The organism is Limosilactobacillus agrestis (assembly GCF_014145585.1).
Classification (GTDB): domain Bacteria; phylum Bacillota; class Bacilli; order Lactobacillales; family Lactobacillaceae; genus Limosilactobacillus; species Limosilactobacillus agrestis.
Window position 1 is genome coordinate 40,713 of the sequence record NZ_JACIVF010000003.1, and the last position, 26,326, is coordinate 67,038.

General features: G+C 38.9%; 23 protein-coding genes and 1 riboswitch. Of the genes, 13 read left to right on the top strand and 10 right to left on the bottom strand.

Annotated elements, in window-relative coordinates; translation table 11 throughout:
- Nucleotides 1-217 precede the first annotated feature (217 nt).
- From H5R88_RS00200 to H5R88_RS00220, 5 genes are all read right to left on the bottom strand, one after another.
- Entirely contained in the window at nt 218-1,513 is a 1,296-nt protein-coding gene (locus tag H5R88_RS00200; protein ID WP_182578657.1) for a hypothetical protein, read from the bottom strand.
- A 120-nt stretch (nt 1,514-1,633) separates the two neighbouring features.
- Nucleotides 1,634-2,707 carry an ABC transporter substrate-binding protein gene (locus H5R88_RS00205; RefSeq protein ID WP_182599983.1) on the bottom strand — a complete coding sequence of 358 codons (1,074 nt, stop codon included), beginning with the start codon at nt 2,705-2,707 and terminating at the stop codon, nt 1,634-1,636.
- Nucleotides 2,704-3,522 (bottom strand): ABC transporter permease, encoded by an 819-nt coding sequence (locus tag H5R88_RS00210; RefSeq protein ID WP_182599984.1) that lies wholly within the window; start codon nt 3,520-3,522, stop codon nt 2,704-2,706. Before H5R88_RS00210 ends, H5R88_RS00205 begins: the two co-directional genes overlap by 4 nt.
- Nucleotides 3,522-4,328, bottom strand: coding sequence for an ABC transporter permease (locus tag H5R88_RS00215; RefSeq protein ID WP_182578654.1), 807 nt, complete (start codon nt 4,326-4,328; stop codon nt 3,522-3,524). Before H5R88_RS00215 ends, H5R88_RS00210 begins: the two co-directional genes overlap by 1 nt.
- Nucleotides 4,328-5,419: an ABC transporter ATP-binding protein gene (locus H5R88_RS00220; protein WP_182599985.1), complete on the bottom strand. Its 1,092-nt coding sequence runs from the start codon at nt 5,417-5,419 to the stop codon at nt 4,328-4,330. The genes H5R88_RS00215 and H5R88_RS00220 overlap by 1 nt, the downstream gene beginning before the upstream one ends.
- A 138-nt stretch (nt 5,420-5,557) precedes the next feature.
- On the opposite strand from H5R88_RS00220, the gene H5R88_RS00225 reads away from it, so the two are divergent.
- The 4 genes from H5R88_RS00225 to H5R88_RS00240 all read left to right on the top strand — a co-directional run bounded on the left by H5R88_RS00225 (nt 5,558) and on the right by H5R88_RS00240 (nt 12,637).
- A complete protein-coding gene (locus H5R88_RS00225; RefSeq protein WP_182599986.1) occupies nt 5,558-7,960 on the top strand; it encodes a Xaa-Pro dipeptidyl-peptidase in 2,403 nt (800 codons plus the stop codon).
- Nucleotides 7,961-8,066: 106 nt separating this feature from the next.
- Nucleotides 8,067-8,978, top strand: a complete 912-nt coding sequence (locus H5R88_RS00230) for a proline-specific peptidase family protein (protein ID WP_182578651.1) — start codon at nt 8,067-8,069, stop codon at nt 8,976-8,978.
- A 383-nt stretch (nt 8,979-9,361) separates the two neighbouring features.
- Complete coding sequence (locus tag H5R88_RS00235) at nt 9,362-12,025, top strand: HAD-IC family P-type ATPase (protein WP_182599987.1); 2,664 nt, start codon at nt 9,362-9,364, stop codon at nt 12,023-12,025.
- 144 nt (nt 12,026-12,169) lie between these two features.
- Nucleotides 12,170-12,637, top strand: a complete 468-nt coding sequence (locus tag H5R88_RS00240; protein WP_182599988.1) for a Dps family protein — start codon at nt 12,170-12,172, stop codon at nt 12,635-12,637.
- 57 nt (nt 12,638-12,694) lie between these two features.
- On the opposite strand, the gene H5R88_RS00245 is transcribed toward H5R88_RS00240, so the two are convergent.
- Entirely contained in the window at nt 12,695-14,050 is a 1,356-nt protein-coding gene (locus H5R88_RS00245; protein ID WP_220477521.1) for an APC family permease, read from the bottom strand.
- 175 nt (nt 14,051-14,225) lie between these two features.
- On the opposite strand from H5R88_RS00245, the gene H5R88_RS00250 reads away from it, so the two are divergent.
- Entirely contained in the window at nt 14,226-14,882 is a 657-nt protein-coding gene (locus H5R88_RS00250) for an HAD family hydrolase (protein WP_182599989.1), read from the top strand.
- A 325-nt stretch (nt 14,883-15,207) separates the two neighbouring features.
- Here H5R88_RS00250 and H5R88_RS00255 read toward each other — a convergent pair whose 3' ends face one another.
- Nucleotides 15,208-16,206 carry an NAD(P)/FAD-dependent oxidoreductase gene (locus H5R88_RS00255; RefSeq protein ID WP_182599990.1) on the bottom strand — a complete coding sequence of 333 codons (999 nt, stop codon included), beginning with the start codon at nt 16,204-16,206 and terminating at the stop codon, nt 15,208-15,210.
- A 164-nt stretch (nt 16,207-16,370) separates the two neighbouring features.
- On the opposite strand from H5R88_RS00255, the gene H5R88_RS00260 reads away from it, so the two are divergent.
- Complete coding sequence (locus H5R88_RS00260; protein ID WP_182578645.1) at nt 16,371-17,333, top strand: nucleoside hydrolase; 963 nt, start codon at nt 16,371-16,373, stop codon at nt 17,331-17,333.
- Between the two features lie 146 nt (nt 17,334-17,479).
- Nucleotides 17,480-18,235 (top strand): glucose 1-dehydrogenase, encoded by a 756-nt coding sequence (locus H5R88_RS00265; RefSeq protein ID WP_003664876.1) that lies wholly within the window; start codon nt 17,480-17,482, stop codon nt 18,233-18,235.
- Nucleotides 18,236-18,302: 67 nt separating this feature from the next.
- Here H5R88_RS00265 and H5R88_RS00270 read toward each other — a convergent pair whose 3' ends face one another.
- Nucleotides 18,303-19,088, bottom strand: coding sequence for a sulfite exporter TauE/SafE family protein (locus H5R88_RS00270; RefSeq protein WP_182599991.1), 786 nt, complete (start codon nt 19,086-19,088; stop codon nt 18,303-18,305).
- A gap of 118 nt (nt 19,089-19,206) precedes the next feature.
- Nucleotides 19,207-19,296, top strand: a riboswitch (TPP riboswitch).
- A 68-nt stretch (nt 19,297-19,364) separates the two neighbouring features.
- Here H5R88_RS00270 and H5R88_RS00275 point away from each other — a divergent pair.
- The 5 genes from H5R88_RS00275 (at nt 19,365) to H5R88_RS00295 (ending at nt 24,389) form a co-directional block, all read left to right on the top strand.
- On the top strand, nt 19,365-19,925 hold the full coding sequence (locus H5R88_RS00275; protein ID WP_182578643.1) for an ECF transporter S component: 561 nt from the start codon (nt 19,365-19,367) through the stop codon (nt 19,923-19,925).
- 4 nt (nt 19,926-19,929) lie between these two features.
- Nucleotides 19,930-21,312: an ATP-binding cassette domain-containing protein gene (locus H5R88_RS00280; protein WP_182599992.1), complete on the top strand. Its 1,383-nt coding sequence runs from the start codon at nt 19,930-19,932 to the stop codon at nt 21,310-21,312.
- Nucleotides 21,302-21,955, top strand: coding sequence for an energy-coupling factor transporter transmembrane component T family protein (locus tag H5R88_RS00285; RefSeq protein WP_182599993.1), 654 nt, complete (start codon nt 21,302-21,304; stop codon nt 21,953-21,955). Before H5R88_RS00280 ends, H5R88_RS00285 begins: the two co-directional genes overlap by 11 nt.
- A gap of 40 nt (nt 21,956-21,995) precedes the next feature.
- Nucleotides 21,996-22,337: a magnetosome magnetite crystal formation protein family gene (locus H5R88_RS00290; RefSeq protein WP_182599994.1), complete on the top strand. Its 342-nt coding sequence runs from the start codon at nt 21,996-21,998 to the stop codon at nt 22,335-22,337.
- A 90-nt stretch (nt 22,338-22,427) separates the two neighbouring features.
- A complete protein-coding gene (locus H5R88_RS00295; RefSeq protein WP_182599995.1) occupies nt 22,428-24,389 on the top strand; it encodes a cation:proton antiporter in 1,962 nt (653 codons plus the stop codon).
- A 48-nt stretch (nt 24,390-24,437) separates the two neighbouring features.
- Here H5R88_RS00295 and H5R88_RS00300 read toward each other — a convergent pair whose 3' ends face one another.
- Nucleotides 24,438-24,794, bottom strand: coding sequence for a DUF1304 domain-containing protein (locus tag H5R88_RS00300; protein ID WP_182599996.1), 357 nt, complete (start codon nt 24,792-24,794; stop codon nt 24,438-24,440).
- Between the two features lie 14 nt (nt 24,795-24,808).
- Nucleotides 24,809-25,789, bottom strand: coding sequence for an alpha/beta hydrolase (locus tag H5R88_RS00305; protein ID WP_182600027.1), 981 nt, complete (start codon nt 25,787-25,789; stop codon nt 24,809-24,811).
- Nucleotides 25,790-25,910: 121 nt separating this feature from the next.
- On the opposite strand from H5R88_RS00305, the gene H5R88_RS00310 reads away from it, so the two are divergent.
- Nucleotides 25,911-26,324: a helix-turn-helix domain-containing protein gene (locus H5R88_RS00310; RefSeq protein ID WP_003664887.1), complete on the top strand. Its 414-nt coding sequence runs from the start codon at nt 25,911-25,913 to the stop codon at nt 26,322-26,324.
- Nucleotides 26,325-26,326 lie beyond the last annotated feature (2 nt).

Sequence of the window (26,326 nt, forward strand, 5' to 3'; positions counted from 1 at the left end):
CATGAAATTGCACTGTTTTTCATGCTAGCATAAGAATTTTCGTGATTCAAACTACAAGTAACTAAATTAGCCATTGATAGCGATCACAATAAAAATTGTATTTTTATGATAAATATTTATCTAACAGCTAAAAGTAAACATACAATAATAAAAAGCAATTTTTTTGATTTAACTTTCAAGTTAAGAAGTCTTTTACCATTTTGTGATGTATTGAACATTACGCATTTTTCATTACTAAATACTTACGATCATGATAGACAACAAAAATACCCGTAATAACAAATAAAGTAATCATACTAACCCGTAGATAAAACATCTCACGACTATATTGCAACTCCTGTTGGTGATCGATATATGGGATAAGAAGTGCACTTTTATTATCAAGCTTGAAATACGAAATTAATTCCAGAACACCAAATAAGATAATTTGATTACAAAGCGAACCAAATACGGATAACTTTTGGTCAATACTACTATACCTATCAGGAACTTGTTCGCGCGCCCACTTCCCTAACAGGATTGCACATAGGACAGTTACTGCCGTTCCAATTAAGTATAAATAATCAGTATAAGTCAAGAATAGGCCAATAATAAGCAAAATAAGGGTAAAACGATAACGAGTCGCTAGGTTAATTTTTTGCAACTTTTTATTCAAGAAACCAACTAGCATTCCCGCAAGCATCAATTCAATAAAAACAACAAAAATCCAATAAGCTTTATTCTGTTGAAAAGCAAACAATAAAGTATAGATAATGACATAATTTTTGATCGCCCCGAGCCAAATACGAAATAGTTTAAAGGGTTGTCCCAGAATATTTCGTAATTCAAGAATAATCCCAATAATTGCTAAAACGATTAGGGCCCAACTAAAGTCAGAAATCCGCCCCGTCTTCTTAAAGAAACTAATAATAAAAACAACCGTAAGTACCGCAATGGCCGGAAAAGCAGTTTTTAAATTAAATGAGAATTTTAAATCAAGCGGTGTCTTATCGCGTTTAACGACAACATAAGCATAAATAACTTCCAACCCGAGAAAAAAAGTATAAAATACAAAACCGACAACTAGTGGCATCTTCATTAACAAAAGTCCTAAAGTAATAAGACCGATAATTACACTAAAACCGGCGATAATATTTACACGCTTTAAATTAATACCAGAAATGTCCTTATTAGGATCCCCGAGCAAATTTAGCCCCGTAACACCAAAACCGATTAAGATCGCCGCTAAGCTAGCAAGCCACTCCAAGCGAAAGTATATTCCGATAGATGCGAGGACGCCTCCAATAAAAGCAACGATCGAGCAAAACTTAGTAATCCCTGACCAGGAAGCTAAATTTAAGCGTCCATCGAGAATAAAAGGCATTACTTTTTCAACGGTATAAACAAAAATAAACGGCCAAACAAATGTAATTACATTTGCATGTGCAATGATCGAAAATGCAAATAGCAACGTTGGAAATAGAATATAGCTTCGTGCAACGAATTCATGGTTAATTGCCAAAATTTTCTTCATAAGTGGCCTCCGATCATTTTACCTTTTATTTTTAGTAATAACACATCCCCTCTTAAAATAAAAAGAATAGGACCTCTAACACTATTTTTCATGTAAGAAGTCCTATTATCTTTTTTATCGCTATTTAGCAAACATCTTAAATTCTAAAAACAAATCATTGTATTCGCCTAAAACACGTAATGGCAAATCACGATATATTTGCAAATGTTTCATCGTTGTTTCAGGCGGGTAAAAAGCCCGATCACTGGTAACTTTTTTAGGCAATTCTTTTTTAGCTGCTTTATTTGGTGTCGCATATCCAACATATTGAGCATTTTGAGCTGCATTCTGTGGATCTAACATAAAGTTAATAAATTCGTAGGCTGCCGTTTTATTACGCGCTGCCTTAGGAATTACCATGTTATCAAACCAAATATTACTTCCTTCGCTTGGCACAACATAGTGCAGGTGCGGATTAATACTCATCATTTCGCGTGCATCACCAGAATAAGTCACCCCCACGGCTGCTTCATTTTGTTCCATATACATCTTCATCTCATCAGCAATAATCGCTTTTATATTGGGCGTCAACTGTTTTAAATGCGCCTGTGCAAGCTTTAATTGATGGTAATCAGTTGTATTAACAGAATGGTGCTGTGTAATAAGGGCGACCGCAAATACATCCCGCGCACTATCAATTAACATGACATTATTTTTTAAGCGCGGATTCCAAAGCTGTTCCCAATGCTGAACGTCTTTTCCGTTTACTTTTTGATCATTATAGATAATACCTAATGTTCCCCAAAAGTACGGAACAGAATAACGATTATCAGGATCAAAAGAACGATTTAAAAATTGCGGATCAATATATTTAAGGTTAGGCAATTTACGATGGTTAAGCGGTGCAACTAAATGCTCTTTTTTCATCCGTTGAACGGTATACTCGCTTGGCACAACCACATCATAATTTGTTCCTCCTTGTCGAATCTTAGTTAACATTGATTCATTACTATCAAAGGTTTCATAATCAACATGATAGCCTGTTTGACGTTCAAATTTTGTTATCAACGCTGGGTCAATATAGTCTCCCCAATTGTAGATTGTCAATGTTTGTTTACTACCACCAGTTTTTTGCTGGGTAAAAGCAACATCCCCAAGCGCCAATAAGACACAAATAATGACAATTGCAAGGAATGCGGTGAATATCTTTTTCATTGTGCATCCCCCTCTTTAACAGCAACAATTCGCGTCCGCCGACCACCACGTTTACTAATAAAGTAATAGCCGATTACTAACAGCAGTGAAACAATAAACATCAATGTCGATAGGGCATTAATTTCAAGGTTAATTCCTTGCCTGGCCCGAGAATATATTTCCACAGATAATGTCGAGAAGCCATTTCCAGTAACAAAGAAGGTCACTGCAAAGTCATCAAGTGAATAGGTAAAGGCCATAAAATAGCCCGCAAAAATTCCGGGTGCAATCGATGGTAGTATTACCCGGGAAAGTACTTGCCAGCGACTAGCTCCCAAATCGTAGGCCGCATCTACTAATGTTGGTGACATTTCATTTAATTTTGGTAAAACCATTAAAACGACAATTGGGATACAAAATGCAATATGGCTTAAGAGGACTGATACAAAGCCAAGTCTTACCCCCAGCATGGTGAAGAAGATTAAAAAACTGGCACCAATGATTACATCCGGTGAAACCATTAAAACATTATTTAAGGATAACAAACTATTTTTCCACGGGCGCCGAGCATCCTTAATCGCTAAGGCTCCTAATGTACCAATAATCGTTGCCAATAGTGACGCCAAAAACGCTACTAACAATGTATTGATAACAATGGTAATCATTCGCGTATCAGCAAACAAATCCGCATAATGTTGCCAAGAAAAGCCGTGATATTTTTCCATTGTTTGTCCACCGCTAAAGGAAAACACAACCAAATATAGAATCGGCGCATATAAGATCACAAAAACTAAAGCAAGATATGCCTTTCCCCATGACCATCGCTGTTTCTTCATTAATGGCCTCCTCCTTTCTGTTGCTTATCACCAGTAACAAACATAATAATAAACATTGCGATAATCAGAACAACCCCAATCGTTGAACCCATTCCCCAATTTTGCGTTGTGAGAAAATGTTCTTCAATTGCAGTCCCTAAAGTAATTACGCGATTTCCCCCAATCAAGCGGGTAATCATAAAGAGTGAGAGCGATGGAATAAAAACGGCCTGAATACCAGCCTTGACTCCCGGCATGGAAAGAGGCCAAATCACACGGCGAAAGGTTTGCCAATGGGTAGCACCTAAGTCATAGCTGGCATTTATTAGTGAAGGATTGATTTCAGCTAGATTATTAAAAATTGGCAAAACCATAAATGGAATTTCAATGTAAGCAGCCACAAACATGAAACTGGCATCAGTGAATAAAAGCTGATGACTCCCCAGTCCCATGAACTGAAGAAATCCATTAATTGTCCCGGTTCGACTAAACAAGCCAATAAATGCATAAGTCTTCAATAGTAAGTTGATCCACGTTGGCAAAATTACCAACAACAGCCAAAACTGCTTGTTAGGCAAGCGATTTAAAACATAGGCTGTTGGATAACTAATCACTAATGTAACAAGCGTAATCAAAAGGGCGTACCACACAGAATTAAGTGTCATCTTAAGATAAACACCTGATGTCAGGTATTCAGCATAATTATTAAGAGTTAACTGACCATTGATATTAAAAAATGATTGATAAAGGATCAATACCAATGGAGCAATTACAAATAGAATAATCCACAATGCGTATGGAACGATAAACATCGCTTTTTGCCGCATTAGTCCCCCTCCTCGTAGCTATCAAGGCGAGCATCAAAGTCTTCTTCACTTTCGTTATAGCGCATCACATGAATATCTTCGGGATCAAATGTAATTCCTACTTTCGCTCCGACCTTTGTTTTATGAATGGAATTGATCTTCCACTTATGATTACGTTGGTCAATCACCGTAATTTGATAATCAACGCCGCGGAAAAGCTGTGTTTCAACAGTGCCGACTAATTTTCCTTTTTCAACTGTCGTAATATCAAGGTCTTCTGGTCGGATAACAACTTCAACCTTTTCGTTTGGCTTCATCCCCGCGTCGACACAATCAAAGTCTTGACCATTAATTGAAACTACATAGTCTTTTTTCATAATGCCAGGGACAATATTACTTTCACCAATAAAATCAGCCACAAAATGGTTAAGCGGTTCATCGTAAATATCAACGGGAGTTCCACTTTGCTGGATCTTACCGTCATTAATAATCATAATCTGGTCACTCATGGCAAGAGCTTCTTCTTGATCATGGGTAACAAAGATAAAAGTAATTCCCAGTCGTCGTTGCAATTGGCGCAATTCAGTCTGCATTTGAACCCGCAACTTATGGTCAAGGGCAGACAAGGCTTCATCTAACAATAGTACTTTAGGCTTATTAACTATTGCCCGGGCAATAGCAACGCGTTGTCTTTGTCCACCAGACATTGCCGTAATTTCACGGTCGTCATAGCCATCTAATTGAACAAGGTGTAAAGCTTCTTTTACCCGTTGTTTAATTTCGGCCTTTTTTACCCCTTTAATTTGTAATCCAAAGGCAACATTTTCGGCCACATTCATATGAGGAAAAAGAGCATAATCTTGAAAAACGGTATTAACTTGTCGTTGATTGGCTGGAATATCATTGATTTGCCTTCCATCAAAATAAATTTTCCCCCTACTAGGATGATCAAACCCAGCGATCAATCGTAAAATTGTTGTCTTTCCTGATCCCGATGGCCCTAGTAAGGTATAGAATTTACCGGCCTCAATTTCAAAGTTTATATCACGCAACACAACGTTATCATCATATTGTTTACTTACATGCTGAAATTCCATTATGTTTTTTACCATCAGCGTTTCCCCAATCATCATTTTTAAACTAAGTCTTAGTATAAAGTATACGCCTTAAATCGCAACACTGTTTATCCTAAGCAAATTATTGTAAAAGTGCGATAATTAATATATCAAATTTTATACGAGGTGTTCCAGATGAAAATAAATCAATTTAGTATTACTTCAACGACACCACAAACACGGCGTCAAGAATTAATGCAAATTCACTTACTCCGGAAAAATGAAGAACAATCTTTGACCCCAAAGGCAATGTTTGAAACTTTCTTAGCACGAATTCATATGGCGAGCGCCCAGCCAATCGTCACTAAGCAGTGGTTTCATGACCTATTAGCTACTCCTGATCTTGCTCTTGATGACTGGTTCGACCAAAATCTAACGTTAACCGATGAAGTATTTTACCTTGTAGCCCTTCAGCTACTCGACTTTGAAGCAGCCGTTGATTTCGACATTACAAATCCGCTTGCCACCATAAAAAAAGTTGGCTTACCAGTTAAGCATTATCAACAATGGACAACCGCCAACGTCATTGATGCATTTTACCTTCTGTTAAATACTCATAATAAAAATGGTCAGTCGCTTCTTGACCATTTGACATCAGAAGGATTTTTGGCGTGGACTTACCAACTTCCCGCTGAACAAAAGCCCTTATTCTTTAACGGTAAACCACTTGCCAGTTTCGACCCGGCCAAATTCATCCGTGAAGTGGTCTATATTGAAGCTGATATGGATACTGATTTTGATGGTAAAGCTGATTTAATCAAAGCTGAGATTATGCGTCCTCTTGAGTCTAACCATGGCTTAAAAGTTCCCGTCGTCTTCACCGCTAGTCCTTATAACCAAGGAACAAATGACGAATGGGGGGAAAAAGCAACTCATAATGTCAACGTTCCTTTAAAACATAAAGATGCTAATCATCATGCCCCTGCTGAAGAAACATTCCCGACTAATTTTTCGCGTCAAAAAGTTACTGGTGAAACCAAGCATGCAACAGAAACATTCAGTACCACGCCAGCATATACATTAAATAATTATCTTGCTGCCCGGGGCTATGCAATTGTTTATTCGGCCGGAATTGGAACCAAGGATTCGGACGGGCTCCAAACATGCGGCTCGCCAGAACAGACTGATGCGATGAAGGCGGTCGTCGAGTGGCTGCATGGTGATCGGCAAGCCTTTACTGACCGTCATAGCGGAACCACAATTAAAGCATGGTGGTGTAATGGTAAAGTAGCAATGACTGGTCGTTCATACTTAGGGACATTAGCTACGGCAGTCGCCACTACTGGTGTACCAGGACTAGAAGCAATTATCAGTGAAGCGGCTATTTCTAGTTGGTATGATTATTATCGTGAAAATGGCCTAGTACGCGCTCCTGGTGGTTTTCAAGGAGAAGATGCAGATGTTTTAGCCGATGAAACATTTAGCCGTACAAAACGACCCGCTGATTATCACCGCATTGAAAAAGTTAATGATCAATATATTGCCCACATGCAAAAAGCAATGGATCGAACAAGCGGAAATTATAATGAGTTCTGGGATCACCGTAATTACCGGCATAACCTCGAAAATATCAAGGCTGCCGTAATGATGGTTCATGGCCTTAATGATACTAATGTCCGACCTAGTAATGTTAAGGCGCTTTATGATGGCATTCAAGATCTTCCTATCACCAGTAAGCTCATCCTCCACCAAGGACAACACATTTATATCAATGCTTTCCGTTCATTAGATTTTTCTGACATGGCTAATTTATGGTTAGCTAATAAGCTTTGGGGGCAAGAAAATCATGCAGATGATACCTTGCCAAACGTGCTCGTGCAAGATAATAGGACCCCTGAAACCTGGATTGCATATGATCACTGGACTGCAGGTGAACAGAAACAGTATCAATTCAATGACCATCGTCTAACGAATTTACCAGGGCTCGGCACTCAAGGCTTCAATGACCAGCAACCGGAAGAAAAGTATCTCCAATGGTGTAAGCGACCACAGGATTGGGCAAAGGCACTTGTTAACGATCACGGTCAATTTAGTCGTCGCTTTGTAACGGAAGTGTTTAATGATGATACGCTTCTTCGCGGTACCCCTACTGTTACATTAAAAGTAGCTTCTTCTAAAAATTATGGAATGATTAGTGCCCGGCTAGTTGACCTCGGTAGCAGCAAACGCCTAACAATATCACCAGTACTTTTTAACCGCAACGGTCTTGAATTAGGTTATCACTGGAAGACAGATGACCTTCGCGAATTTAAATTAGCAAAAGAAGCAACTAACTATAAAGTCATATCAAGTGGCCATATTAACTTACAAAATCGTAATAATCCGGCCCAAGTTAATGAACTAAATGCTAATCAATTTGTTACTGTTAAATTTGATCTCCAGCCGCTCTTTCATCACATCATTGCTGGTCACCAATTGGGGATCATTATTTATAGTACTGATTATGAATACACGCTTCGTGGTAATGAACGAATTGAATACCAATTAGAACTTGGCGGTTGTCAACTTACTATTCCGGGTTTTACCATTTTATCTTAAACGTATGCTAAAAAGACACTAAGTAGAAACTAGTTTTAGCAGAATAAATGTAAATGCGTTAAAATAGTTAGTATTACAAATAACAAATAAAAGGAGAGATTCGAGAATGAAACAAGGCACTAAAATTATTACCCTTGATAACGGCTATCATCTATGGACAAATACCCAGGGTGAAGGCGATATTCATTTATTAGCTTTGCATGGCGGCCCTGGTGGTAATCATGAATACTGGGAAGATGCTGCTGAACAATTAAAGAAGCAAGGTCTTAACGTTCAAGTAACAATGTATGATCAATTAGGTTCACTATATTCTGATCAACCAGATTATTCTGATCCTGAGATTGCTAAAAAGTACCTTACTTACGAATATTTCCTTGATGAAGTAGATGAAGTACGAGAAAAGCTTGGTTTAGATAATTTCTATCTTATCGGTCAAAGTTGGGGTGGCCTTTTAGTTCAAGAATATGCTGTTAAGTATGGACAACACCTAAAAGGCGCAATTATTTCATCAATGGTCGATGAAATTGATGAGTACGTTGATCGGGTTAATGAATTGCGAGAAAAGACGCTTTCTCCTGAAGCCGTTGCATTTATGAAAGAATGTGAGGCCAAAAATGATTACAGTAACCCTAAATACCAAGAATATGTTCAAGTTATGAACGAACAATATGTTGATCGTAAGCAGCCATCTAAGCTGTACCATCTTAAGGACCTTGGAGGAACAGCTGTTTACAATGCTTTCCAAGGAGATAACGAATTTGTTATTACCGGTAAACTCAAGGACTGGCATTTCCGTGACCAGTTGAAGAACATTAAGGTGCCAACTTTAATCACATTTGGTGAACACGAAACAATGCCAATTGAAACTGCTAAGACAATGAATAGTCTCATTCCAAATTCACAGTTAGTTACTACTCCAAACGGTGGTCACCACCATATGGTCGACAACCCCGATGTTTATTACAAGCACCTCGCTGACTTTATCCGGGATGTTGAAAATAATACATTTAATAATTAATAACGATGAGGCTGGAAGAAAACTTTTGTTTTCTCCCAGCCTCAACTGCTTTCACGAACAATAGCAAGATAATGTGGAGGCTCGAGCCTAAGTACAAACGATGATCAGCCTGTGCCGTGCTAACCATCATTCTAGCTTGGCCCACCGCCTTGGCGAGAAGGTTATTGCCCACTCTCCTTTTTATTTAACAAATAATGAATCATCTTTTAAAAAATTATTAATTAGATCTAAAATAATAAGGAGATATGGTACGATATTAACACGATAAATACGAAGGAATGATTAAAGCAAAAACTTAATATGGCTTCACTGATGTTGTTGGCTTAAGGTGTGGGAACTTTAAGCATAGTTACTTTACTTAATTCATATATTTAAGGGGAAAAATGAAAGAAAATTATCAATTAACAACTGACGAAATAAAGAAAGAATATCAACTAACTGATTTTACTCAAGGTCTATCAAAAGCGGCTGTCGAAAAACGGCTGGCTGAAGAGGGGCAAAACCTTATTGAAGTAAAACCAACTCCTAAATGGAAACTATTCTTACGCCAGTTCAACAATATTGTTATTTATATTTTGTTAGCTGCTACATTACTAACGATTTTAATTGGTCACTATACTGATGCGATCGTTATCGGCGCGGTAGTTATCCTAAATGCGCTCATTGGCTATTTCCAAGAATCAAGTGCGGCGAATGCCTTGGCTAAAATTAAAGAGATGATGGCACAACACGCTACAGTCTACCGGGATGGAAAACGTCAAGACATTGACGCAGCTGATCTTGTTCGTGGAGATGTTGTTTTCCTTGAGGCTGGTGATAACGTCCCCGCTGATTTACGGATCGTCTCTGCTGATAATTTACGAATAGAAGAATCAGCTTTAACTGGTGAAACTAATTCGGTTATCAAAACTGATGAAGCAATTACTGATCCAGACGTCCCACTAGCGGATCGTGTTGATATGGCCTATGCTTCTACCTCAGTTACTAGTGGAAGTGGACTAGGAGTTGTCGTTGCAACAGGTGAACAAACCGAAATTGGTAAGATCTCACAAGAAGTTGCTCAAATTAAACCTAAAAAGACGCCATTAACTAAAGAAATTGACCATGTGGGAAAGGTTGTTTCTTACATTACGATTACCGCCTCAGTGATTGTTTTCGTTGTCGGTTTCTTCCTCAAAATCTATTCCTTACCAGCCCTTGCACTTGCGGTGGTTGCTATGTTGGTTGGTGCCATTCCAGAAGGGTTACCAGCCATTACCTCGGTTATCTTGGCTTTTGGTATTAGCAAGATGGCAAAAGAGCATCAAATTATTATTAAATCAATGCCTGCCGTTGAAACATTAGGCTCGGTCGATGTCATCGCTACTGATAAAACAGGAACCCTTACTAAAAACGAAATGACCGCTATCGAGTTATGGGTCGGTGACAAACACTACACGGTTACCGGAACCGGTTATGCTCCTAATGGGGAGATTCTCTTAGATGGAAAACCAGCCCAACTGACCGATCAACTCAAGCTTTTCTTAGAAGCTGGATATCAAGCCAATGATACGGTGTTAACGGATGAAGATGGTACTTGGCATATCAATGGAGAGCCAACCGATGGCGCTTTCTTAACCCTTTATCACAAGGCATTTGGTGCTAAATATCAATCACCGTATAAAGCAATTGACCTGCTTCCGTTTGACTCTGATTACCGTTATATTGCTGAATTAACTCGTGATCCGGAAGATAAGCAACAGATTATCTTTGTTAAGGGGTCTCCAGATAAGCTCTTTGAAATGGCCGCAAAAGAAGATCCACAATTTGATACTGCCAAGTGGCAACAACGGGTAGACGACTGGTCAAAAGCTGGCAAACGAGTTATTGCAGTCGGCTATCAACCCGTTAATGGCGAAAACCTAATGGAAGTCGAACATGACCACCTCTACAAGGGCATCCACTTGCTTGGCCTGGCTGCTCTTCAAGATGCACCACGTGAAGAAGTTATCGTTGCCTTAAAGCAAATGAACCGTGCTGGGGTTGCCGTTAAAATGATTACGGGGGATGACCCGCAAACAGCCCGTGCAATCGGTAAACAACTAGGCTTGTCGACTGGTCCAATCAACGCAATCACAGGAGCAGAATGGGATAAGCTGTCTGCCAGCGAGCGAGAAGCGGCGGCCTTAAATAATCAAGTCTTTGCACGTACTACTCCACAGAATAAGCTTGAAATTATTGAAGCTCTTCAAAGCCAGCAAAAGATCACTGCGATGGTAGGAGATGGAGTTAACGATGCTCCGGCCTTAAAGAAAGCCGATATTGGAATTTCAATGGGCATCAAGGGAACGGATGTTGCTAAGGATGCTGCTGATATGATCTTAGGAAACGATAACTTTGCGGTAATGGCCGCTGTTATCAAAGAAGGTCGCCGCATTTACGACAATATTAAAAAGAGTATTTTATTCTTATTACCAACCTCCTTTGCTGAAGGATTAGTGGTTGCCTTCTCTATACTTACTGGTCAACAAGTTCCCCTCCAACCTGCTCAGTTATTATGGATTAACTTAATCGCGGCAATCACCATCCAGTTCGCATTCGTCTTTGAAAAAGCAGAAAAGGGCATCATGGATCGCAATCCTCGTCCAGTAAGCCAACGATTAATGAATCGCCATGATTTAATCCAGATGGGCTATGTTTCCGCTTTAATGGCCCTGTTTGCCTTAATCGGTTACGAATGGTTCATCAGTGCTGGGGCCGATGTCGTCAACGCTACCACAATGATGGTTAATACAATTGTTATTAGTAAGGCCTTCTACTTCTTCAGCATTCGAACGGAGCAATATGGCCTAAAAGAAGTTGGAAATATTGGCAAGAGAGCCTGGGGAGTGATTGGATTGATGATTCTATTCCAATTGATCTTCACCTACGTTCCATTTATGCAGGCCGCCTTCCACGTGACTGGAATAAGTTTGCTGGAATGGCTAGCAGTAATTGTCTTCTCCTGCTTAATCTTCCTATGTACTGAATCCGACAAAATGATTCGTTTCCGTCTAAATCGGCGCTAAAATTAACGACACTGAATTAGAGATTTTATCTTCTTCAGTGTCGTTTTTTAATTTATAAGCTTTCGTAATGTTTTGTTCAAATTAATGTAAGCGCATTCTAAAATTTGATATGATACACCTAACACATAGAAAAGGAGCTTCATCATGAAATATCAAGAAACCAAAGAAACACTTAATCAATTAGTCGCTGATCTGAGTCAAATGGCAATGATAATTCATCAAACTCACTGGTATATGCGTGGCACTAACTTTCTAAAGCTTCACCCATTAATGGATCAATTCATGGATGAAATCAACGATCAACTTGATGTAATATCTGAACGATTATTAACGCTGGACGGTAATCCTTATTCTACCCTTAAAGAAATTGCAACCCATACTAAAATTAAAGACTGGCCAGGAAACTTTGATAAAACAACCCCAGAACGACTTACACATTTAGTCGCTGGCTATCGTTATCTTGAAGATCTTTATCAGCATGGAATTGAAGTGACTGATATTGAAAAAGACTATTCTACTCAAGATATCTTTATTGGTTTTAAGACTGCAATTGAAAAGAAAATCTGGATGCTGCAAGCAGAATTAGATCAGGCACCAGAAATTGATAATTAATGTTAGGAGGCTAAGAGAAAACCTTTATTTTCTCTTAGCCTCCCATATTTTTAAAAATTAATTTTTCTGGACTGCTGACTTATTAAGTTGTTCCTCTTTCTTATCCCTATTTCTTAAATCTTCAAGCCATTTTATATGCTTTTCTTCATAACTACGATCTTTCTTGATAAAGAAGTATGCCGCCGCGGCCAGAATAGCGATAACAGTTCCAACAAACAAGGTTTTAGCCGTAAAATTAGTAACCATGTAACAAGAAACTAATAATGCAAAGCTGGGGATAAGGTATTTCCCAGGTAATTTGAAACCGTGTGTTGGGTACTCATTACTATGTTCAAATTTAATAACGGCAAGAATCGAAGGAACATATTGAATAAAGGAAGCTAAGACGGTACAACTAACTAAGAAAAGGTAACTTTGGGTAGCAAACAATGCTGAAAGGATGGATGTTAATAAGATTCCAACCCATGGGGCATCATGTTTATTCTTCTTCCCAATAAATTTTGGTAACATCCCATGTTCATTTGCCATTGAAGCAATTAATGATGGCGTGTTAAATGAAGCTGAAAAGGCAACCCCAAAGATACTTACAAGCATCCCAAAGATAATAAATGCATATCCCCATTTACCAATTGCTGTCCCTAAAGCATTAGCTAATGGTGTAGAATATCCACCCAATTTAGTACCAGAAAGTCCAACGGCAACGGTCATCATTAAAGCATCCAGAATAGTTACACTAACCATTACTGCGATCAATACCCGCGGAATGTTTTTCTCTGGATTATTCATTTGCTTAGCAGCAATTGGTAAAAACGAGAATCCAGTAAAAAGATAAAAGATCGGGGTAAATGCCTCACCAAAATGACGGATGAATGGCATTGGACCTTTTAAAGCAGCCTGTGGAATTACTGGTGAAAAATTAGCTTTATGAATGAAGAAAACACCCACAACGATAAAAATTATCAACGTAAGAATCTTAGCAGCGGCCGATACATTATTAACAAGCTTAACAAGGCTTCGACCAAAGAAATTAATAATTGCAAAGAGAATAATTAAACCGAGTGCAGCTACTCCATAAATAAGCGGACGGTTAAAAATTGGCAAGAAGCTCTTTAAAGTAGTTAATAAAGCAACAATTTCAGCTGAAAGAGTACAACAGCCTAAAAACCACGTAAAAATGCCTAATTCATAACCTGTAAAGCGACCAAAGGCATGATAAGAATATAACCATGCTGCTCCTGAACCGGCAAACCGACTAGAAAGGTCTGCATAACATAAGGCAATCAGTGAAACAGTAACTGCTGTACACAATAGCACTGCAACAGCTGATAAGTTCATATACCGATAAATAACAGATGGCAATAGGAACGTTCCTGAGCCAATTACTCCGTTGATGCCTAAAAAGTAAATTGACATAAAGGACAACTTTTTAGGCGTTGATTTTTGATTACTGATGTTGACCACCCCACATAAATTTATAATTCCATTTATATTGTAGTCTTTTTCAAATAAAAAGGTAAATTATTAGCTATTCTAATCAATGTTTTCTTAAATTGTTATACAATAAATTATGGATTTATTTTAATAAAGGATGAATAAAATGGTACAGAAGATTGAGAATTTTATTTTTGATATTGACGGCACTTTAATTGATACTATTGATATGTATATGCCAGCAATGATTGATACCTTAGCTAAGCATGGTCACCCCATTGCTCCTGATAAAGTAGAACAAACTAAGCATGATTTATTCGGAATTACTGGACGTGATGCCCTTCGCCTCGCTGGAATTAGTGAGGAAGAAATTCCTGAAATGTTAAAAGACTGGTTTGACCTTGCTTACCAACGTGCTGATCGGGCAAAAGTGATTGAAGGAATTCCTGAAATGCTTAATACCCTTGCTAATCGTGAAGACACAAAGATTGCAATCGCCACTTCAAAACTCGCCGATGAATACCAGGAATACTTTGTTAACAAATATGACTTTGCAAAGTTGTTTAAGGTTGCTATTACTTCCGCGGACACTAAAAAGCATAAGCCAGCCCCCGACCCGATTTTAGCAGCGATGGATAAAATGGGTGCTGATCCTGCTACTACAGTCTACGTTGGTGATACAGTCAACGATATGAAAGCCGCTCATGCCGCCGGTGCTAAGTTTGCCGGCGCCCTATACTCTTCCGCAAATCCCGATAGTATTAAAGATGCGGACTTTCCATTAATGAAGCCGGCTGATTTGTTAGTAATTTAAACTAATAAAGTAAGTGGAAAACAATCTTCTCAATAGGCGGTTGGCTAACCTAGCTGGTTATCATTCGTACTTAGACTCGAACATTGTAATTATTTTCTACGTTATCTTGCTATTGTTTATGAAAAGAGGGGTGAGAAAAAGCCAGAACTTTTTCTCACCCCTCTTTTCATATTTCTTATTTGTTACTTAACGCTATAATGTTTACTTTAGCTTAACTTCGTATGACATACGGAACATTCTCGTAACCCTAATGCATTAACTTCTCCATAATTCTTACAGACTTCGGAATTGTCTAGATTTAATGTATTACAGTAGGGACATTTTTTCATTTAGTAATCCCCATTGAAGAGCTGTGCATTGCCATTCGCTTATCAGGGTAGAGTTTCTTAGCCAAGGCGGTCACCGCCGTCGGTGCTTCCCCAAAGCCAGCTGCAATCAATGCTACTTTCCCGGGATAAGTAACACCATCCCCAATCGCATATACCCCGTCAATATTGGTCTCCATCATCGAATCAACTTTGATCAAGTTGCGTTCTGCTGCTAAGTCGAGTGACCATTGTTTCAATGCTGCATTGTTAGAGGTGAATCCATAGTTAACCACCACCTTATCCACATTCAACTGTGCTTCGTCGTCACTCCGCATCTTCTTAAGGTCAAGCGTAACCGTTTCATCATCTTCCACTGTTAATGCACGTGGTAAGAATGGGGTATCCAGTTGCACGGATGACTGTTTAAGCTGAGTCACAGTATGTTCAAGACCGCGGAACTGGTCCCGTCGATGGACAAGGTGCACTTCCTTGGCAGTAGGTTCAAGCATCAAGGCAATATCAATCGCAGAGTCACCCCCGCCGAGAATTGCAACCCGCTTGTCCGCGTAATCAGCCTTATGATTAACAAAATATGAAAGCTGCTTACCTTCAATCTCAGCCGCTCCCTCTAAGGCAAGTTTGCGAGGAGTAAACGCCCCGTTACCAAGAGCAATAATTACTGCTCGAGACCGTGATACCCGCTTAGCTGCTTTAATAGTAAAAATCCCATCATCTTCTTTGATGACGTCCTCAACAGTTTCACCAAGGAATTGATCAATCGGGGCAACTGCCATTTGTTCTTTCAACTTCGCGATCAAGTTATGTCCCGTTACGCCTGGCATTCCCGCCACATCCCAAATTTGTTTTTCAGGATAGAGCGCCCCTACTTGTCCCCCAAGTTGTGGAAGGCTTTCAATCAGCTGGGCATCTAATTCATGAAGGCCGCAATAAAATGAAGCAAACATCCCCGCTGGACCTCCACCAATAATTGTCACATCATAAATTTTCTCTGCCATTTCTCCTTTAATCCTTTCCTTTTCATCTCTAGAAGTATTATATCATCTTTATTTTTTCCAAAATTTCGTAAGCGGTCTCAAATTTTAATTGTAATTATTCCAAATTTAAATTAACATAATATATACAGAAATTGATTTTGCTTAAAATTGGAGGAATAAATACTATGGCAAAACGTAAAATGATTCTTGATTTAGATACTGGTGTGGATGACGCTTTAGCTATTGCCTATGCGCTCGCTGACCCAGAAGTTGATCTAATCGGAATTGTAAGTTCATATGGTAACAACCTATTAGATGTTTGTGCCGAAAACAGCCTTAAGTTATTAGAATTATTAGGTCACACTGATATTCCAGTATTTAAGGGTCTTCCACATTCATGCACTACCGACCACTTTGATGTAATGCAGGTTTCAAAGGATATCCACGGTGATAACGGTATCGGTGATGTTGAATTACCTGCTCCAAGTCGGGCTCTTGAAGAACAATCCGGTGTTGATTTCTACATTGAAGCTGCTCACAAGTACGGCAAGGATTTAATTATCATCCCTACTGGTCCAATGACAAACTTGGCTGCTGCCTTGAAGAAGGATCCTGAAATTGCTGACTTGATTGGTAATGTCACATTCATGGGGGGAGCCTTAACTGTTGAAGGTAATGTTACTCCTGTTGCAGAAGCAAACATTAACCAAGATCCAAAGGCTGCTGATGAAGTAATGAAGTCCAACTTGCCACTTACGATGGTTGGTCTTGATGTTACTCTTCGGACTCTCCTTACTAAGAACGAAACAAAGCAATGGCGTGAATTAGGCACTGCTTCTGGGAAGGCTTTTGCTGATATTACCGACTTCTACATCGACGCTTACTACAACCTTGATATTGATAAGCGTGGTTGTGCCCTCCATGATCCACTAGCTGTTGGTGTTGGTATTGACCCATCGTTTGTTTCAACAATTAGCTTATTCATGAAGGTTGTTTACGAAGAAGGTCCTTATTATGGTCGGACAATTGGTGACAACGCTAAGTTAAACGATCCTAACCCTAATGTTAAGGTTGCTGTTAACGTTGACAAAGAACGTTACCTCAAGGCCTTCATGGACCGCTTAAACAAGCTTTTCAAAGAAAATTAATTTATAGGCGTGTGAGACGTAACTATCCAGTTATTTCTCCCCGCCTTTTTATTTTACAAGGCATTATTCTCCTGTTTTTTTGCGATAGTTGTTATAATAAAATTGTAAAGGATTATTTTTGATTTTACTAAGGAAGTGTCTTATCAATGGGTCGTTTAGATAATAAAGTTGCAATTATTACTGGTGGTTCTAAAGGAATTGGAGCCGCTGTCGCAAAAAAGTTTATCGAAGAAGGCGCAAAGGTTGTTTTAACCGCTCGTAAGATGGATGAAGGACAAAAGGTCGCTGACCAACTAGGTGATAATGCGATCTTTATCCAACAAGACGTTGCTCGTAAAGGAGACTGGGACCGGGTAATTCGCCAAACTATCCAAGTCTTCGGCAAGCTCAATATTGTGGTTAACAACGCAGGAATTGCCGAATACGCCGATGTTGAAAAGACGAATGCTGAAATTTGGGATAAAACAATTGCCGTTAACCTTACTGGTACGATGTGGGGAACTAAACTCGGCATTGAAGCAATGAAGAACAACGGAGAAAAGAATTCAATCATCAATATGTCATCCATTGAAGGACTAATTGGTGATCCTGATCTCTTTGCATACAATGCTTCTAAGGGTGGTGTCCGCCTCTTAACGAAGTCCGCGGCGCTTGATTGTGCTCGGAAAGGCTATGACATCCGTGTAAATACAATTCATCCCGGCTATATCTCAACTCCACTAGTTGATAATTTAGTCAAGGATGATCCAAAAGCAGAAGGACACCTAGAAAGCCTTCATCCCCTTGGCCGTCTTGGAAAGCCAGAAGAGATTGCTAATCTTGCTTTATACCTTGCCTCAGATGAATCAAGCTTTAGTACTGGTTCAGAATTTGTCGCTGATGGTGGCTATACGGCTCAATAATAATTTCCACGTTATCTTAATAGTAAAGGCTGAGAGAAAATTTATTTTTCTCCCAGCCTTAATTGTTTTACATTAAATTCCGAATTACCAATGAAATTGCCAAAATCAATGATCCAATACCGACAATTATTTGCATAAGCCGGCTAGGTAAGTGACGAACAATAATCGGTCCTAAATAGCCCCCGATTACATTTCCAACCATCAATGGAATAACGTAATTCCAATAAATTGTCGTCTCAAGTGCGAACACTATCCAGGATGTTGTATTTGTCACAGTCATCGCAACGTTTTTTAGCGCATTATTAACCGCAAAGCTCTTTTGCCGATTGATCACTGTCAGCAAAGTTAGCATCAACACTCCGGCACCCGCATTAAAAAAGCCCGAATAAATTCCGACAATAAAGATACCAGTGATTGATAAAAATTGGCCGATTCGTGATTTACCAAATAATTTACTGTTTCCTGCTACTGTCCCCGTACTCTGCTTCGGATGATGGGGAAATAACAGGATAATGCCGGCCAACGCAATACATAATGGTACCAGTTCCGCAAACCACTTACTCGGGACAGCAAACAGCAAAAAAGCCCCAATAATGGAACCAGCAAAGACCAATGGCAAAATAATCCATAATTGTCGCCGATTATGCTCCAATTCCCTAAATGATGAAAAAACCGAACTATAACTACTGGTGATTGTTGAAAAAGCACTTGTTACGTTTGCCATCACTGGTGGTAATCCTAATGCAAGCAGTGAAGGATACGACACTAGTGATGCTAAACCAGCGGCGGCACTAATAATCCCCGCAAGAATCCCAATTCCTAATAATAATAAAATAAAAACTACGCCACTCATTCTTAAACCATCCCTTTAAATAACTAGTATTAATTGTAAACTACTTTCTTAAGATAGATAACCCTTACCTATATAATTAACGATTTGCATTCCGTTATAATATTAGCTATGATAATGGAAAATAAATCTGGGGTGCCAAACGGCTGAGATAATACCCATTGAACCTGCTCTGGTTAATACCAGCGAAGGGAGATTCAGTGATATTAACTTAATGATTAACTCCATGATTTTTTGTCATGGAGTTTTTTTTACCCTTATATCTTAAGGAGTTTTATTATGACTAAACGTTCACTTCATTTGCGTGACATTATTTTGCTTGCCCTGATTGGAATTATTTTTGGTGTAATTTATTTTGCAGCTGGCTTTGTCTATAACGGCCTAACCGTTCTGCTGACACCAATTGGCTATGGTCCAATGGCTAATGATTTAACAATGGGAATCTGGTGTATGGCTGGACCACTTGCCGGCTTTTTGCTGCGAACACCAGGAGCGGCTTTCCTCGGCGAGTTTTTGGGAGCAGCTGTTGAAATGCTTCTCGGTGATCAGTGGGGAGCGGTCAACTTAATTTCTGGTGTGGTTCAAGGTATCGGGTCTGAATTAGGTTTTACTTTTACACTTTATAAAATGTATAACTGGCTGACCCTGTTAATCTCATCTTTCACCCTTACATTTGTTACCTTTGGCTGGGATTGGTTCCGCAATGGCTATAATCACTTCAGCAGTCAAATGCTAATCATTATGCTCATTGCACGCTTCATTTCAATGTTTGTCTTCTCTGGAATTCTGGTTAAACTGATTACCAACCTTCTCCAACGAGCACACCTAATCAAACACTAAGACTATGAAAAATATACAATTTAAAGATCTTTCATTTAATTTTGATCAGCAACCCATTCTCAAAAATATCACCGCCGAATTTTCTACCGGAAGGATTCACTTGCTTACCGGGGTCTCTGGTAGCGGTAAATCCACGCTTCTCAAGTTAATCGCTGGTCTCCTGCCTAAATATGGCGGTGAAATAGTTAATGGAACAATCGAACGGCCAGCTGATGCCCAAATCGGGATGGTCTTCCAAGATCCGTTAATGCAGTTTGCCCTTGATACACCCCGCCACGAATTAGAATTCACCTTAGAAAATTGCCAGGTACCAACTAACAAAATTTCGGATCGCATTAAAGCAGCTTTACAATTCAGTAAAATTACCGACCTTGCTAACCGGTTAATCACAACTCTTTCCGGTGGTCAACAACAGCGGGTAGCTTTAGCAGCTGCTATGGCAATGCAACCTAATATTCTCTTATTAGACGAGCCCTTTGCTAATATTGATGAAGAAAACCGGCAATTTATTCTTAAACAATTAGTACGTCTTAACGTTGACTATCACTCAACAATCATTATTACAGACCATGATTTGCATGGCTACGAGCAGCTACATCCACTGGTTTGGCAATTAACAGAGAGTCACCTTATCCCACTCTCAAGTAAAGATAGTATCCAGCTTTTAACAGGGCATGCTAACCCCCAAGTTATTACTGAACTTCCTCCCTTAGCCTTACCAATTGCTATTAAATTTGACTGCTTATCAATAAAACGCGGTAACCAGCCCTTACTTTCACCAACCAATTTAGACATTCTTAAAAATAAAACAACTTTATTAACGGGGCCAAATGGTATTGGTAAATCTACCCTCTTAAAAGCGATTGCCCGGCTTTTAAAATATGAGGGAAAAATTAACTATGAAAGGAAAAATATTCAAAAAATATCACCTGGGAAATATTACAAGCATCTGGGATTAATTTTTCAACATGCAAACGATCAATTCCTAAATGTCACAGTTGGCGAAGAACTAGCGTTAGGCTTTAAAACTTGCCAAAACCCCTACTTTAATCAACAGCAAGTCAACGAAGCATTAACCGTGCTTGGGCTGAACGGGCGAGAAGATCAAGTTGTTTACTCCTTAAGTGGTGGTCAAAAGAAAAAGTTGCAAATCTTGCTAATGTTAATGCGGGGGCAAGAAACATTATTACTTGATGAGCCATTTACTGGTTTAGATCCAGCATCTTTAACGACTGTCCTACAACTAATCAAAGCATCGCAAAAAGAAAAGCCACAAACGTTACTAATCGTTAGTCATCAATTAAGCGGACTTGATGGTTTTGTTGATTATCACCTTGCAATGAATCATCATTGCCTTAATTATGTTGGAGGAAGTTATGAATCCTAGTTTAAAATTATTGTTGATTATCTTGATTTCACTTGAGCTGACTTTTGTGACTAAACTGTGGATTAACCTGATTGTCATTGTGGTATGTTTGTTAATCCTTATTCAGCGACGATTCCACTGGCAACAATTTTGTTGGTTAGCTTTTGTTCCTCTCTTCCCAGCCCTAGCTATTTTCATTACCATTGTCTTCTTTAGTCCTAGTCATAGCCTCTTTGATGGAACTGTTCTTTTCAGTCGCCTCTATGTTTATGTCTGCCTTGGAACGGTCTTTACCTTCACCACTAATACGTTAACTCTTGCTCGCTCATTAGAACAAAATTGTCATCTTCCAAGCAAATACGCTTACGGGGTGCTAGCCGCTTTGAACTTGATTCCAAAAATGAAACAGGCTGTTACGACTATTTATACCGCCGGGCAAATGCGGGGCGTTAATTTACATTGGTGGTCACCCACGCTTTACTTCAAAGCAATTCTGGTTGCACTTCAATGGTCGGATCAATTAGCGCAAGCCATGGAATCTCATGGCTTTGTTGAAGGACAAACACGAACCGCTACTGTGAATATTCCACTTACCGGCCGGGATTGGCGTTATTTTTTGAGTATTATTTGCATTGTTCAGATAATTGTAATTGCACTCCCCTAAGATTACATGCGATAATAATATAAAAGAAGGGACTGATACAGTGAACGATAGTAATTTAACTGACCGGATCGTTAATGCTTTATCCTATTTAAGTATCTTATTTTTACCAGTTATCTTTCCACTAATTGTGTGGATAATTGCCAAAAATAGCGATCGACCAACTATTGCTAAAAATGCTTGCTATGCATTTTGGAGTCAAATTTTCCCATTACTATACGTAATAGGTGCAATTCTAGTCTTTAGTGTCTTTTCATTAAACCTCGCTAACTTCCATGGGGGCGCCTTGTTTGGAATTCTTCTAACATTTGCTCTTTTATTAGCCCTTTTGTTATTTATTTATAATATTGCAATGGCCGTGAAGATGCTGATCGGTCGTGAGTAAGCTTAAGTAAGAGAGTAGAGACCCGGAAATGCTAGTATTTTTCCCGGTCTCTAATTTTTTATTAAAATTATCAAGTGAGGTGATTAATCGATGGAAATGATTTTGGGCATTGTTCTTCTATTAACTGCTGTTGTTGCAGCTAATGTTGTTCATCTTGTTTACCCTAAGATTCCACTATCCATCTATCAAATTATTGCAGGAATCCTTTTAGCATCCCTGCCTACTGAAGCTACTAACTTTACTATGCATCCTGAATTATTCATGATGGTAGTCATTGCCCCTTTAATGTTTAACGACGGACAGAATCAATCATTCCGTTATCTTTCGAGCAATATCAAGTCAATCTTATCACTGACTGTTGGATTAGCACTGGTGACGGTCTTGATTACTGGTAGCATTTTACATCTGCTCCAGCCAACAACTTTCTCCTTAGCGCTTGCCTTTATGCTAGCGGCAATTGTCACTCCGACTGATGCTGTCGCTGTAAAGTCAATTACTATTAATATGAAGGTCCCCAAAAACGTTAACGGTGCGCTGGAATATGAGTCACTCTTTAATGATGCATCGGGAATTGTTCTTTTAGATTTGGCACTTGAAACTTATCGTTCTGGACAATTTTCACTTAGTCATGGAATCTGGATCTTTGTTTATGTCTTCTTCGGTGGAATTATCTTCGGGGCAGTATTAGGAAGCTTATTAATTAGTCTTCGTACTAGTTTGATGCGGAAACACGTTGACATTGGCTCCATCGTTATTCCCATTAACGTAATGACGCCGATTGTTATTTACTGGTTTGCGGAAGAACTACACCTGTCGGGAATTTTAGCCGTTGTTGCTGCCGGAATTGTTCATAGTATTTTCTATGATCGAATGCGGTTAACATCTACTAAGGTCCAGATGTCTACTACCACTATTTGGAATATCATTAGTGATGCATTAAATGGATTAGTATTTGTTCTTTTAGGAGTTATGCTTCCGCAGGTACTTGGACGAACTTCTTGGCAAAATTTAGGGGCAATCATTGCACTAGCCTTTGTCATTTATGTTATTACAACCCTCTTAAGATTCTTATGGGTCCGCTTTAAGCTCGTTGACATTCAATCGACTAACCTTAATCGTGATAGTCTCTTAATGGCGCTAGGAGGAATTCATGGAACTATCACTCTGGCATTAGCTTTCTCGTTACCGGTCCTAATCAACAACCAACAATTTACTTTCCGGAATTCAATGATCCTGATTGCCGCAATTGTTATTTTGATTAGTATTGCTGTAGGCGCAATTGGGTATCCAATTATTTTACCGCCTAAATCTAAGAGTTATTCGAAGAGTGAGTTTCAAAAAGAACTTATTAAAACCGTTCAATATGCCATTAATGAACTACGAACTTCAGAAAAATATTCACCTGAAAAAGCAATTGTTATTGACCAATTGAGTAGTCAAATGACGCAATATCATGAATTTAATCGTAATGTTTACAGCCAATTAATGGGTAAAACTCATCAAATTGAATTAGCAACGTTGGATCGGCTTAACGAAGAAGGGCGCATTTCGGATAAGGAGGCCAATTTTCTCGTCAATTTTGTTACTCGGTCGATTTTCCGGGTAAATAAACACAGCTTTCTGGAATTATGGGTAATCTTATGGCACCGGTTAAAATGGCGCTTTGTTCGCTACCGTCATCTCAAAAAAGGATCTCGATACAATGTGGGACCACGGCATCAATTGACTAAGGAACAGCGTGCGGAAACAGCTGAGATCTTAGAAATAATTAATCGAGAAATTGATAAATACCTTCATTCGATTGAAACGCCACAAAATGCGAATGAAGTTGCAATGGTACGACGGACATACTTCCAACGCAAACGATTCTTCCTTCACGATATTTCTATGAATACTGACCTCATTACTTCTTTATTTATTGAAGCCTTTCAGCTAGAACACAGTTATGTTCAAATGCAACTTGCGGATGATCAATTCTCCCAAGAATTAGCAAACGCATTAAACGAACAGATTTCAACTGACGAATTGGTTTACACCCAATCACTAGACTAAAAAAGGAAATTGCCGCAACACCTTGCAAAGCAATTTCCTTTTTGGATTTTAAATAAATGTAAGTAAATATGCGATTAACGCTGGTAAAAATTGAATTAGAATAATTTTTTTGGTCGCAGTAAAAGCTCCAAATAATGCAACAACCATTATAAGAACCAATAACATCTGCCATACTAATACTAAGGTTGCCCCACTAAATAACCAGTAACTGGCGATGATAGCTGCTCCTAAAGCTCCGTTATAGATACCCTGGTTAGCGAATGAAACCCGGGCTTCATGCTGTTGCGTAAACTTAAGCGGTAAGTCAAACGCCTTGGCTTGCTGTACCGGGTTACCAAAGATTTCTAAGACCATAATACCTAAATGTTCGATTGCAACAAACATCGTAACAATAATTGCAAGCATCTTTTTTCCTCCAACTATTTAATATATTGATCTAAAAATCTTGTCAAATGGCGGCGATATTCGCTGGGATGAGTCGCATAGGACTTCGCATGCGCTGCTCCCGGCACCACCCATAATTCTTTACTTCCTTTTGTTGCCCGATAATTGCGATAAACCATGGCGGTTGGAACAAAATTATCTTTTGCTCCATGGATAAATAGCATTGGGCGATGATTATGATGCAACATATTTAAGGAGCTGGCTTCATGAATGTAAAAGCCATTCTTCACCCGGTTAATTAAACTCATCGTGCTTATTAATGGTACCCGTAAAAATTTCGGAATCCCATATAAATTACCAGCTTCATAATTCAATTCATCATTAAGACTAGTATATCCACAATCTTCTACAAATGCTTTTACTTGTGGTGGAAGGTTAATCCCACTAGTCATCATTGTTGTTGCACCACCCATGCTAACCCCAAATAAGACTACCTGACTATCTTCTCCATTATGACGAATAAGTTTATTAATCCATTTACGAATATCATAACGCTCTGGCCAGCCATAACCAATGTATTTTCCTTGACTTTGACCATGAGCACGCGCATCGGGCATTAAAACATTATACCCCATCTGGTGAAAAAGCGTGGCATATTCGCCCATCTTCTCTTTGTTACCCATAAAGCCATGAGCAATTACCACATTTTTAGTTGTCGGTTTAGCAGCCGGGATATAATCAGCAACTAACTTATAATTTCCGCCTGCCGATTTCATTATCCATTTTTCTTTATTCGCATGCTTAAACCACATTTTTTGCGCATACAATGGATCATTTCGTGAAATTTTAGTTGAATTATTAATGAAATTCTTATGCCCTGGTACCATTGCAACCGAGAAAAAATAGCTACTAGCCGCAAAAAGTGCTACGGCGATTACTACTATTAGCCCAATGAACCATCGCCAGGGATGCCATTGTTTCTTTTCTGTTTTTCTCTCCAAAATAATTAACCCCATGTCGTATTGTTTAATCAATGCGCCTAGTTTAGCACACTTTCTGTTATTTTGCATATACTTTTTATTCAAAATTGTTACGCTAATGTTAAAATAGATAATGATATATTAAGGGAGTGAAATAATGTTTCCAGAACGCCTACGAGCACTTCGCAAAGGACAAAAGATAACCTTAAAGGAGCTTGCTACTCATCTCAATGAAAACCTTGGCCCAAATGAAAAGCCAAACACTGCTTCACAAATCGGTAACTGGGAACGCGGTATTCGAACCCCGTCATACGTTGAAGCACGAAAATTAGCCGAATTCTTTGATGTCAGTCTGGACTATCTTACAGGAAAAACGGATCGTGATGACTTTGATTTAGCAAAATTATTTTTCTCTAGCAAGAATCTTTCGTTTAATCAAACGGTTCTTTCTAGTGATGATCGATATGAAATTTTTCAACTAATTGATGGTTACTTAAAAGGACGACATAATCGTCGGGATACGGATACATTCTATGGTAAGCAAGAACAACTAGACTTAAAACTTAAGTAAGG

Excerpts from the sequence above, each read along its gene's own strand:
- H5R88_RS00200 (WP_182578657.1), bottom strand. The coding sequence starts at position 1,513 with ATGAAGAAAATTTTGGCAATTAACCATGAATTCGTTGCACGAAGCTAT.
- H5R88_RS00205 (WP_182599983.1), bottom strand. The coding sequence starts at position 2,707 with ATGAAAAAGATATTCACCGCATTCCTTGCAATTGTCATTATTTGTGTC.
- H5R88_RS00210 (WP_182599984.1), bottom strand. The coding sequence starts at position 3,522 with ATGAAGAAACAGCGATGGTCATGGGGAAAGGCATATCTTGCTTTAGTT.
- H5R88_RS00215 (WP_182578654.1), bottom strand. The coding sequence starts at position 4,328 with ATGCGGCAAAAAGCGATGTTTATCGTTCCATACGCATTGTGGATTATT.
- H5R88_RS00220 (WP_182599985.1), bottom strand. The coding sequence starts at position 5,419 with ATGGTAAAAAACATAATGGAATTTCAGCATGTAAGTAAACAATATGAT.
- H5R88_RS00225 (WP_182599986.1), top strand. The coding sequence starts at position 5,558 with ATGAAAATAAATCAATTTAGTATTACTTCAACGACACCACAAACACGG.
- H5R88_RS00230 (WP_182578651.1), top strand. The coding sequence starts at position 8,067 with ATGAAACAAGGCACTAAAATTATTACCCTTGATAACGGCTATCATCTA.
- H5R88_RS00235 (WP_182599987.1), top strand. The coding sequence starts at position 9,362 with ATGAAAGAAAATTATCAATTAACAACTGACGAAATAAAGAAAGAATAT.
- H5R88_RS00240 (WP_182599988.1), top strand. The coding sequence starts at position 12,170 with ATGAAATATCAAGAAACCAAAGAAACACTTAATCAATTAGTCGCTGAT.
- H5R88_RS00245 (WP_220477521.1), bottom strand. The coding sequence starts at position 14,050 with ATGTCAATTTACTTTTTAGGCATCAACGGAGTAATTGGCTCAGGAACG.
- H5R88_RS00250 (WP_182599989.1), top strand. The coding sequence starts at position 14,226 with ATGAATAAAATGGTACAGAAGATTGAGAATTTTATTTTTGATATTGAC.
- H5R88_RS00255 (WP_182599990.1), bottom strand. The coding sequence starts at position 16,206 with ATGGCAGAGAAAATTTATGATGTGACAATTATTGGTGGAGGTCCAGCG.
- H5R88_RS00260 (WP_182578645.1), top strand. The coding sequence starts at position 16,371 with ATGGCAAAACGTAAAATGATTCTTGATTTAGATACTGGTGTGGATGAC.
- H5R88_RS00265 (WP_003664876.1), top strand. The coding sequence starts at position 17,480 with ATGGGTCGTTTAGATAATAAAGTTGCAATTATTACTGGTGGTTCTAAA.
- H5R88_RS00270 (WP_182599991.1), bottom strand. The coding sequence starts at position 19,088 with ATGAGTGGCGTAGTTTTTATTTTATTATTATTAGGAATTGGGATTCTT.
- H5R88_RS00275 (WP_182578643.1), top strand. The coding sequence starts at position 19,365 with ATGACTAAACGTTCACTTCATTTGCGTGACATTATTTTGCTTGCCCTG.
- H5R88_RS00280 (WP_182599992.1), top strand. The coding sequence starts at position 19,930 with ATGAAAAATATACAATTTAAAGATCTTTCATTTAATTTTGATCAGCAA.
- H5R88_RS00285 (WP_182599993.1), top strand. The coding sequence starts at position 21,302 with ATGAATCCTAGTTTAAAATTATTGTTGATTATCTTGATTTCACTTGAG.
- H5R88_RS00295 (WP_182599995.1), top strand. The coding sequence starts at position 22,428 with ATGGAAATGATTTTGGGCATTGTTCTTCTATTAACTGCTGTTGTTGCA.
- H5R88_RS00300 (WP_182599996.1), bottom strand. The coding sequence starts at position 24,794 with ATGCTTGCAATTATTGTTACGATGTTTGTTGCAATCGAACATTTAGGT.
- H5R88_RS00305 (WP_182600027.1), bottom strand. The coding sequence starts at position 25,789 with ATGGGGTTAATTATTTTGGAGAGAAAAACAGAAAAGAAACAATGGCAT.
- H5R88_RS00310 (WP_003664887.1), top strand. The coding sequence starts at position 25,911 with ATGTTTCCAGAACGCCTACGAGCACTTCGCAAAGGACAAAAGATAACC.